This window comes from Halomonas sp. (genome assembly GCF_031581305.1).
GTDB lineage: Bacteria > Pseudomonadota > Gammaproteobacteria > Pseudomonadales > Halomonadaceae > Halomonas.
On sequence record NZ_JAVLBC010000015.1, the window covers coordinates 17,761 to 27,343 of the forward strand.

Below are 9,583 nucleotides of genomic sequence, written 5' to 3' on the forward strand. Positions count from 1 at the left end.
TGCCGACTACTCCACCACGCGGGTTGTGACCTCCAGTCCGCCGGTGAGGGTGAAGTGAAGCGTCGCGCCACGCTCCAGCGGCCCCACCCCGGCCGGGGTGCCGGTCAGCACCACGTCGCCCGGCTGCAGGGTGAAGTGGCGGCTCATCTCTGCCACCAGGGTCGCCACCGGGAAGAGCATGTCCGCCCCCTCGCCATGCTGGCGTGGCTCGCCGTTCACCTCCAGGGTGAAGGCGAGCCCGCTCCAGTTGGGCACCTGCGAGAGCGGCAGGAAGGACGAGAGCGGACAGGCGCCGTCGAAGGCCTTGGCGATCTCCCAGGGGTGCCCCTTCTCCTTGAGGCGCGACTGGACGTCGCGCAGGGTCAGGTCCAGGGCCAGCCCGATGCCGGCGATGCCGCGCTCGGCCTCGTCGTCGGTGACGTGGGAGAGCTCCTCGCCGATCAGCAGCGCCAGCTCCGTCTCGTAGTGCACCTCGCCCCGCGTGAAGGGGGCGTCGACCGGCTGCTCCAGCGGGACGGCGGCCGTCGCCGGCTTGATGAACAGCAGGGGCTCGCTGGGCACCGGATTATCCAGCTCCCGGGCATGGTCGGCGTAGTTGCGGCCGACGCAGACGATCTTCCCCAGCAGCTCGGGGAACGGCTGGCCATCGGTGAAACGGGGCACGAAACGCATGGCGGTTCTTCTCCTTCTGGTGATCGCCGTCGCGGTCAGGCGACAAGCCCTTCAGTCTACCCCAGCGACACCGTGGGTCCAGCGTACGGCTGTGGCCGGCCACTCACGATGGCGCCTCGGGCGACCAGCGCTCGTCCGGCTCGTGGGCCAGGAAGCGCGGGCGCCGGCGGCTCGCCCCGAAGGGCGCCACGCAGCGGTTGTCGAGGCGGTTGTAGACGAAGAAGGCGTTGCTGCGCGGATCCGGCGACATGTTGGCATTGGAGCCGTGCAGCACGTTGCAGTCGAAAAGCAGCAGGCCGCCCGCCGCACCGGTCGGCGCCTCGATGCCGTGCCGGTCGACCAGCTCGCGCAGCGCCTCGCGGCCCGGCACCCCGACCTCCTGCTTCTTGAGAGACTGCGTGTGGTTGTCCTCCGGGGTCTCCCCGAGACAGGGCACGAAGATCTTGTGGGAGCCTGGCACCAGCATCAGCGGCCCGTTGAAATGGTGGTTGTCGGTGAGCACGATGGAGGCGCTCACCGCATGCATGGCAGGCATCCCATCCTCGGCGTGCCAGGTCTCGAAGTCCGAGTGCCAACTGAAGCCCTTGCCCTCGAAGCCGGGCTTGTAGTTGATGCGCGACTGGTGCACGTAGGCCTCCCCGCCGAGGATCTGGCGGGCGCGGCCCATCAGGCGCTCGTCGCGGGCCAGGCGCGAGAAGCGCCGCGAGAGGAAGTGCACGGCGAACAGCGAGCGGATCTCGTTGCCCTGGGGCTCGGTGATGCTGAAGTCGCGGCCGCGGAAGTCGTCATTGTCGAGCAGGGCCTCGAGTTCCCGGCGCAGCTCGGCGAGCTCGTCGCCGCTGATGAAGTCGGGCTCGAAGAGGAACCCCTGGCGCTCGAACGCATCGAGCTGCGCCTGGCTCAGTGGCCCTTCCTCGGCACGCCCCTTGACCACTCCCTCGTGACGGCTGAGCCACGGCATGTCCAGCGGCTCGGCCAGCCGGGTGGGATAGGGATCCTGGCCCGGACGCGGCGCGCTCTTAACGCGGCTCTGGGGGTCAGGAGAATCGACGACGACGTTAAGGTCAGCCTGTTCCAGCGTGCGATAGGACGATGTCTGCACTGACATCCAATCACCTCCTGTGACTCCGTGATCAGTCTCAGTTCGAACACGTTCCGACGGCAGGACAGCCGCGGGCGACCCCAGTGAAGGAGCCGCACGAGGCCATATGGTGACGCCCTCGGGGGTTTCAAGGGCAACGAAAAAAGCCACCTCGACGGGTGGCCTCTTCTACGCTGTGACTCTTGGTGTTCCTGGCGATGAGCCAGGCTTCCCGGTGCTTGATGGTGCCGGCAGCAGGAGTCGAACCCGCGACCTACTGATTACAAGTCAGTTGCTCTACCAACTGAGCTATGCCGGCTCGGGAACCGACTCGAGTCACAGAATCGGAAACAGGGTTGGCGTGGCTGGGGTACCAGGATTCGAACCTGGGAATGCCGATACCAAAAACCGGTGCCTTACCACTTGGCTATACCCCAGCAAATTGGTGGCCAGAGACGGAATCGAACCGCCGACACGGGGATTTTCAATCCCCTGCTCTACCGACTGAGCTATCTGGCCGCTGCCAACGGTGCGTATTAAACCCCAGCGGGCCGTTTCCGTCAACCCCTTTCGTTTCAGAAAGATGGCCGGGGATCGGCGACACGGGCGGGCTACTCGCCCCGGGGAACATAGCCCTCGGCCTGGTCGGTCTCGCGGTTGTCGAGGAAGCGCTCCATCTGCTCCATCAGGTACTCCCTGGAGGCGGGATCGAGCATGTTGAGGTGCTTCTCGTTGATCAGGCGAGTCTGCAGTGCCTGCCACTCCTCCCAGGCCTGGCGGGAAACGCTGGCCTGGATCTCCTGGCCCTTCTTGCCGGGCAGCGGCGGGAACGGCAGGGCGTCCATTTCCTTCTGGTACTTGCGGCAGAAGACGGTCTGGCTCATCGGGGTCTCTCCTCGTGCGGGGGTCAGGGCCCGGCGGCGGTGGTCAGCGCGAAGGGCGTCAGCGACACCAGCAGCGCCTTGACCGGTGCCGCCAGGCCGATACTGGGGGGCTCAGTGGGATCGTACCAGCAGCGCGCCTCGCCCACCGAGTCCAGCCGGTCAATGCGCGCCGGCTGCGGAGTGATCTCGAGGCGGAAGTGGCTGAAGACATGGGTAAAGGTTGTCCAGGCGGGCTGGAGCTCGCTGCCCGGCGTCCGGGCGTCCAGCCAGGCTTGTAGCGTCTCCACATCGTCGAACTGAGGCAGGCTCCAGAGCCCGCCCCACAGGCCGCTGGAGGGGCGCTGCTCGAGCAGCACGCGTCCTTTCTCGTCCTGCAGGAGCAGCATCACGGTGGTGCGCGTGGGCAGGGCCTTCCTCGGCTTGGACTCAGGGAAGCGCTTCTCCTCCCCGCGGGCGTGGGCCACGCAGACCTCCTCGAAGGGACAGCGGACGCAATCGGGCGTGCCGCGCCGGCAGAGGGTCGCGCCCAGGTCCATCATCGCCTGGGTGAAGTCGACCAGCCGCTGGTCGGGCGTGTAATGCTCGGCCAGGGCCCACAGCCGGCGCTCCACCGCCGGCCGTCCCGGCCAGCCCTCCACGGCGTGCAGACGCGTGAGAACCCGCTTGACGTTGCCGTCGAGGATCACCGCGCGCCGCCCGGTGCTCTGGGCGATGATCGCCCCGGCCGTGGAACGCCCGATGCCGGGCAACGCCGCCATCTCGTCGAGGCTGTGGACGGGAAACGTCCCGCCATGCTCTTCGATCAGCACCCGGGCGGCCTTGTGGAGGTTGCGCCCCCGGGCGTAGTAGCCGAGCCCGGTCCACAGGTGCAGCACCTCGTCCTGGTCGGCCGCCGCCAGCGACGTCACATCGGGAAAGCACGCCATGAAGCGCTCGAAGTAGGGAATCACTGTGGCCACCTGGGTCTGCTGCAGCATGATCTCCGAGACCCAGACCCGGTAGGGGCTACGCTCGTGCTGCCAGGGCAGGTCGTGGCGGCCGTGCTCGTCGAACCAGGTGAGCAGGCGCTGCTGGAAGCTCTCCGGCGGCAGGATGGCTGGCGGCATGTCCGTCATGGGGCTCTCTCACTGCGCGCAAAAAAGCGCCGACTGGGGAAGTCGGCGCAGGGACTGGTCGTACGTGTTGCTCAATTGAATAGACCCTTCAGTGCATCCCGAAGTTCCTTGCCGGCCTCCTCGCCGAGACGCTCGTCGATCTTCTCGGCGGCGCCCTCGAGGCGCTGCTCGACCTCCTCGCCGGCACGCTGCGAGGCCTCGTCGCGCAGCAGCTCGGTCAGGGTGCCCTGGAAGGCCTGGCGGTCGAAGCGGCACCATTCGGCACTGTCGCCGCCCAGTTGTCCCTCGCAGCGCACCGGCAGCGGCACCCGCTCCAGGCGCCGGTTGACCTCGCAGGGAGCGTCCTCGGCATTGATCAGGCGCAGCGCGGCGCGCAGGTCGAACTGCTCGCTGACCAGGTCCAGCTCGCCCTTGCCGCCCACCTCCATGCCGGGCAGCGTCACCAGCAAGTCGTCACTCCTGGCAGTGCCCTCGTCGAGCCTCAGGGTGGCAAGCATGCGCTCGAAGCGGGTCTCGTCGCGCCACTCGCGGTCAAGCTTCCCTCCCTCCAGGGCGGCGGCCGTGGTGCACAGCTCCCGGGAGATGTTGACGCCGGGTATCGCGCCCTCCTCGATACGGGTGGCGAGGCTGCCACCCAGATGGCGCCTGAGCTCCATCAAGGTGTTGCCGCGGCTGGTGAGCTCGCCCTCGCCGCTGAAGCGGCCGTTCAGGGGCGCGGGCTTGTTGTCGAGGGACTCGAGCAGCGACTCCAGGCGCACCCGCTCGGCCTTCGGCGCCAGCTGCCAGCGGGCCGGTGTCTCGCGCAGGTCGAGGGCGCCGGAGGCGCCCAGGCGGCCCTCGTAAAAGCGCGACTCGAAGGTGACCAGGCGATGGCGACCATCACGTCCTTCGAGGATCAGATCGACGTCCTGGAAGTCCAGCCCTGCCAGGCGCAGCTCACCCAGCGTCAGGTGGGCATCGAGCGTGAGCGCGGCCAGCCACTCCGTCGGCACCAGGACGCCCGACTCGGCGGCATGGGCCTGGCGGATGCCCGTCAGGCGCCACAGCGAGGCACCGTCGTCCTCCACGCCCGGCGGCGGCAGGTAGCCGTCCAGGTCGAGCCGGTCGCCCTGCAAGTCGGTGGCGAGCCGCCCGCCGTCGTATTGCCCCGCCAGGCGGCCGGTGAAGGTGCTGCCGTCCAGCACCAGGGTCAGGCCGGCGAGCTCGAAGCGTTCGAGGTCGCCGCTGACAGGACTGGTCAGTGCCACATCGGAGAGTGCCTCGCCATTGGCCATGGCCGGCATCATGTCGAGCCGCGTCAGCCAAGGCCGCAGCGACAGTGGCGCCAGGCGCAGCTGGCCGGTGTAAGCCGGCGCCTCGGCGAGGTTCCTGAGGTTGAGGTTGCCGCTGAGCGTCAGGCCGTCGGGGCCGGTGAGCGCCATGTCACGAAGGCGGGCGCTCTGCTCGTCGAAGTCGGCGTCCAGGGTGAAGGCCAGCGACAGCGGCAGCACCTTCTCGCCCAGGCGCGGATGCTTGAGGCTGGCGTCGAGTTGCCCCTCCTCCAGCTGCAGGTTGCCCTCGCCGACGTTCACGATCAGTTGGGCGCCCTTGAGGTTGACCTCCTGTTCACTGTCGAGGTCGGCAAAGCGGTTGACCGTCTCCAGGCTAAGCCCCTCAAGCTCGTGACGGCCCTCCGCCAGGCCCAGGGCCACCCGGCTGTCCAGGGAGACCTCGCTGACCAGGCGCGGCTCACCTTCCTGCCCCCGCCAGTCAAGGCCCTCGTGGGCCGTCAGCCGGAAGGAAGACGCGATCGGAAAGGCCCGCCCGGGATTGACGTTGCTGCCGCTGACCTGAAGATTTTCGAAGAGCAGTTCACGATCCTCCAGGGCATCGCGGAAACGCACTTCACCGCCCTGGATCTGCACGCTGGCAACGTTGAGGGCCACCGAGAGGCCGGTGTCGATGTCCGGGGCGGGCCCGGCACTGGCCGGTGCCAGGGCGGCCTCGGCCTCCTCGCTGCTCTTGCTGAGCCGCTCGAGCAGCACTTCCCAGTTGCCCTCCCCCTGGGCATCGCGCTGCAGGTCGAGATAGAGGTCTTCGAGGGTCAAGCCGTCGATGGCGATCTCGCCGCGCAGCAGCGGCGTGAAGGCGAGGCTGACCTCGGCGCGGGAAAAGGCGGCGAAGGGAGTCGAATCATCCGCCTGATCCGGCAGGCGGGCTTCGGCCTTCTCCACTCCCACTCCCAGGCGGGGATAGAAGGACCAGGAGAGGGAGCCGTCCAGGCTCAGTTCCAGCCCGCTGTGCTCGCGCACCACCTCGACCAGCCGCGGCTTGAGGTCATTGGGGTCGAAGAAGGTGGTAACATAGACCACGGCACCGACCATCACCAAGCCGAGCACGCCGATGGCGGCGAGCAGGGTCCGCAACAAGCGTTTCATTGCTGGCCTCCCCGTGGCGACAGGTCGAGCTCGAAATAGTCGCCGTCCTTGGTGAGCCGATACCCGAGCCGGGCGAGCAGCATCTGGTCGGCCACCGGCAACTGGGACGAGGCAGCATAGAGGCGACGGCCCTCGGCGTGGGCAACCTCGCTGACCAGCGCCAATAGCCGTGATCCGACGCCGCGACGCCGGGTCGTCCTGCGCACGCAGAGGTTCGACAGCCACCAAGCCTCCTGGCCGGATTTCACCGCCACGGCACCCAACAGCCGGTCGTTGAAGCGGGCGCAGCTGAACAGGTGGCCATCCGCGAGGTGGTCACGGATGAAGTCGTCAACGGGCAGGGGCAGTCGCTCGGCAGGAGCGTCGGCATAGATGCGCGCGAGGTCGAGGCGTATCTGGGCATCCGCTTCCCAGGCGGCCTGATCGACCTGTTGAAGGGTCACCGGCATGCGAGATTCTCCTTGAGCCGGGGCGACGGGGTCGCCACCACTGTAATGGCCCGCATTGTAGCGGATGGGGCAGGCGATTCACTATAATGGCAGGCTCGCGGCGTCAGGCACAGCACCTGGTGCCCTTCTGCCTTGCCGGCCGGTGCCCCCTATCGGCCAGCCCCAACACGCGCCCCGGCGCTGGAGATCCGACATGTCCGAGCGTATCGCCACGGTCACCCGGAACACCCGGGAAACCCAGATCACGGTGACCCTCAACCTCGATGGCGAGGGGCGCCTGGCCTGCGAGACCGGCGTGCCCTTCCTCGACCACATGCTCGACCAGGTGGCCCGCCATGGTTTGATCGACCTCGATATCGAGGCGATAGGCGACCTGCACATCGACGACCACCATACCGTCGAAGACCTCGGCATCACCCTGGGCCAGGCTTTCCACCAGGCGATCGGCGACAAGCGCGGCATCCACCGCTACGGCCATGCCTACGTCCCCCTGGACGAAGCCCTGTCGCGGGTGGTGGTGGATTTCTCGGGCCGCCCGGGGCTTTACATGGACGTCGCGTTCACCCGCGCCAGCATCGGCCGCCTGGATACCCAACTGTTCTGGGAGTTCTTCCAGGGCTTCGTCAACCATGCCCGTATGACCTTGCATATCGACAATCTGAAGGGCTTCAATGCCCATCATCAGGCGGAAACCATCTTCAAGGCCTTCGGCCGTGCGCTGCGCATGGCCGTAGAACCGGACCCGCGCATGGCCGGCCAGATGCCGTCCACCAAGGGCAGCCTCTGAGGCCGCCGAACGATCACACGAGGAGCGCTCCATGACCATTGCCGTCATCGACTACGGAATGGGTAACCTGCATTCCGTCGCCAAGGCACTGGAACACGTCACCCACGAGAACGTGATCGTGACGCGGGATGCCCGTCGCATCCGCGGCGCCACCCGTCTGGTGCTGCCCGGCCAGGGTGCCATCCGCGACTGCATGGGCGAACTCGAGAAGACCGAGCTGCGCGGCCTGGTCGAGGAACTGCTCGCCGGTCAGTCCAAGCCGCTGCTGGGAATCTGCGTCGGCCAGCAGATGCTGCTCGACCACAGCGAGGAGAACGGTGGCATTGGTTGCCTGGGCTTCCTGCGCGGCGAGGTGAGGAAGTTCCCGAATGATATGCGCGATGACCGGGGCAACCGCCTCAAGGTGCCCCACATGGGCTGGAACCTGGTGCACCAGCACCATGACCACCCTCTTTGGGCGGGTATCGACCAGGACGAGCACTTCTACTTCGTGCACAGTTACTATGTCGACGCCACCGACGACGCCACGGTGTTCGGCACCACCGACTATGGCCGGGTGAATGCCCATGTAGCCACCGGCCGCGATGCCACCTTCGCCGTGCAGTTTCACCCGGAGAAGAGCTCCCGGGCCGGCCTCAAGTTGCTGGAAAATTTCGTTAAATGGACGCCCTGAGCAGCACTACACCTCACGGGGTGGCCGCTGCGCCGCCTTTCAGGGTGTCCGGTACCGCGCCACTCTGTATTCTTACTGGCGCCCGTGGCCGCGCCCCTCTTTACTGGCGCCCGTGGCCGCGCCAAACAAGGACACTGACATGCTGGTAATTCCCGCCATCGACCTCAAGGACGGCAAGTGCGTCCGCCTCAAGCAGGGCCGCATGGATGACGCCACCACCTACGGTGACGACCCGGTGGCCATGGCCGCCCGCTGGGTCGAGGCCGGCGCCCGACGCCTGCATCTGGTCGATCTCAACGGCGCCTTCGAGGGCTCGCCGGTCAATGGCGAGGCGGTCACCGCCATCGCTCGCACCTGGCCCCACCTGCCCATTCAGATCGGCGGCGGCATCCGCAGCGCCGAGACCATCGAGCACTACCTCGAGGCCGGGGTCTCCTATGTGATCATCGGCACCAAGGCAGTCAAGGAGCCGGCCTTCGTTGGCGAGATGTGCCGGGCCTTCCCCGGACACGTGATCGTCGGCCTGGACGCACGGGATGGCTTCGTGGCCACCGACGGCTGGGCCGAAGTCTCGACGGTGAAGGCCACCGACCTGGCAAAGCGCTTCGCCGACGACGGCGTCTCCAGCATCGTCTACACCGACATCGCCCGCGACGGCATGATGTCCGGCGTCAATGTCGAGACCACCGCACAGCTTGCCCGTGAAGGGGGCCTGCCGGTGATCGCCTCCGGCGGCGTGACCAACCTCGACGACCTGCGCGCCCTGATCGCGGCCGGCGAGCCCGGGATCCTCGGCGCCATCACCGGGCGGGCCATCTACGAGGGCAGCCTCGACGTGGCCGAGGGCCAGCGACTCTGCGACGAACTCAGCCTGAAGAGGAGCTGATCCATGGGACTCGCCAAACGCATTATTCCGTGCCTGGACGTCGACGCCGGCCGCGTGGTCAAGGGCGTCAACTTCATCGGTATCCGCGACGCCGGTGACCCGGTGGAGATCGCCCAGCGCTATAACCAGCAGGGCGCCGACGAGATCACCTTCCTCGACATCACGGCAAGCCACGAGGACCGCGACACCACGGTGGAGATGGTCGAGCGCATCGCCGGTGAGGTGTTCATCCCGCTCACCGTGGGTGGCGGCATCCGCACCTGCGACGACATCCGCACCATGCTCAACGCCGGCGCCGACAAGGTGTCGATCAACACCGCCGCGGTGACCAATCCCGACTTCGTGTACGAGGCCGCCGAACGCTTCGGCAGCCAGTGCATCGTGGTGGCCATCGACGCCAAGAAGGTCTCCGAGGAAGGCGAGCCGGACCGTTGGGAGATCTTCACCCATGGCGGACGCCGCCCCACCGGGCTGGATGCCGTGGAGTGGGCGAAGAAGATGGTAGCCTACGGGGCCGGCGAGCTGCTGTTGACCAGCATGGACCGCGACGGCACCAAGGCCGGCTTCGACCTGGGGGTGACCCGCGCCATTGCGGATGCGGTGAGCGTGCCGGTAATCG

The 9,583-nt window shown here is 67.4% G+C and carries 10 protein-coding genes and 3 tRNA genes; 4 read left to right on the plus strand and 9 right to left on the minus strand.

Features of this window, described 5'->3' with window-relative positions; genetic code table 11:
* Positions 1-6: 6 nt before the first annotated feature.
* The 9 genes from RI841_RS02765 to RI841_RS02805 form a co-directional block, all read right to left on the minus strand.
* Positions 7-672 carry a fumarylacetoacetate hydrolase family protein gene (locus RI841_RS02765; RefSeq protein WP_310704058.1) on the minus strand — a complete coding sequence of 222 codons (666 nt, stop codon included), beginning with the start codon at positions 670-672 and terminating at the stop codon, positions 7-9.
* A gap of 103 nt (positions 673-775) precedes the next feature.
* Positions 776-1,780: an ectoine hydroxylase gene (thpD, locus tag RI841_RS02770; RefSeq protein WP_310704059.1), complete on the minus strand. Its 1,005-nt coding sequence runs from the start codon at positions 1,778-1,780 to the stop codon at positions 776-778.
* Between the two features lie 216 nt (positions 1,781-1,996).
* A tRNA-Thr gene (locus RI841_RS02775) sits at positions 1,997-2,072 on the minus strand.
* A gap of 43 nt (positions 2,073-2,115) precedes the next feature.
* Positions 2,116-2,190, minus strand: a tRNA-Gln gene (locus RI841_RS02780).
* 6 nt (positions 2,191-2,196) lie between these two features.
* Positions 2,197-2,272: transfer RNA gene (locus RI841_RS02785), tRNA-Phe, on the minus strand.
* Between the two features lie 92 nt (positions 2,273-2,364).
* The gene (locus RI841_RS02790) at positions 2,365-2,637 is read right to left on the minus strand and encodes an oxidative damage protection protein (RefSeq protein ID WP_106230250.1); all 273 of its coding nucleotides are present in this window, start codon (positions 2,635-2,637) and stop codon (positions 2,365-2,367) included.
* A gap of 23 nt (positions 2,638-2,660) precedes the next feature.
* On the minus strand, positions 2,661-3,752 hold the full coding sequence (gene mutY, locus RI841_RS02795) for an A/G-specific adenine glycosylase (protein WP_310704060.1): 1,092 nt from the start codon (positions 3,750-3,752) through the stop codon (positions 2,661-2,663).
* Between the two features lie 71 nt (positions 3,753-3,823).
* Positions 3,824-6,169 carry an AsmA family protein gene (locus RI841_RS02800; protein WP_310704061.1) on the minus strand — a complete coding sequence of 782 codons (2,346 nt, stop codon included), beginning with the start codon at positions 6,167-6,169 and terminating at the stop codon, positions 3,824-3,826.
* Positions 6,166-6,618, minus strand: a complete 453-nt coding sequence (locus RI841_RS02805; RefSeq protein ID WP_310704062.1) for an acetyl-CoA sensor PanZ family protein — start codon at positions 6,616-6,618, stop codon at positions 6,166-6,168. Before RI841_RS02805 ends, RI841_RS02800 begins: the two co-directional genes overlap by 4 nt.
* 193 nt (positions 6,619-6,811) lie before the next feature.
* Between RI841_RS02805 and hisB the strand changes: the two genes are divergently transcribed.
* The 4 genes from hisB to hisF all read left to right on the plus strand — a co-directional run.
* Positions 6,812-7,405: an imidazoleglycerol-phosphate dehydratase HisB gene (gene hisB / locus RI841_RS02810; protein ID WP_310704063.1), complete on the plus strand. Its 594-nt coding sequence runs from the start codon at positions 6,812-6,814 to the stop codon at positions 7,403-7,405.
* 31 nt (positions 7,406-7,436) lie between these two features.
* The gene (gene hisH / locus RI841_RS02815) at positions 7,437-8,078 is read left to right on the plus strand and encodes an imidazole glycerol phosphate synthase subunit HisH (protein WP_310704064.1); all 642 of its coding nucleotides are present in this window, start codon (positions 7,437-7,439) and stop codon (positions 8,076-8,078) included.
* Between the two features lie 139 nt (positions 8,079-8,217).
* Positions 8,218-8,964 carry a 1-(5-phosphoribosyl)-5-[(5-phosphoribosylamino)methylideneamino]imidazole-4-carboxamide isomerase gene (gene hisA / locus RI841_RS02820; protein ID WP_310704065.1) on the plus strand — a complete coding sequence of 249 codons (747 nt, stop codon included), beginning with the start codon at positions 8,218-8,220 and terminating at the stop codon, positions 8,962-8,964.
* A gap of 3 nt (positions 8,965-8,967) precedes the next feature.
* On the plus strand, positions 8,968-9,583 hold a 616-nt coding region (gene hisF / locus RI841_RS02825; protein ID WP_310704066.1), incomplete at its 3' end, for an imidazole glycerol phosphate synthase subunit HisF.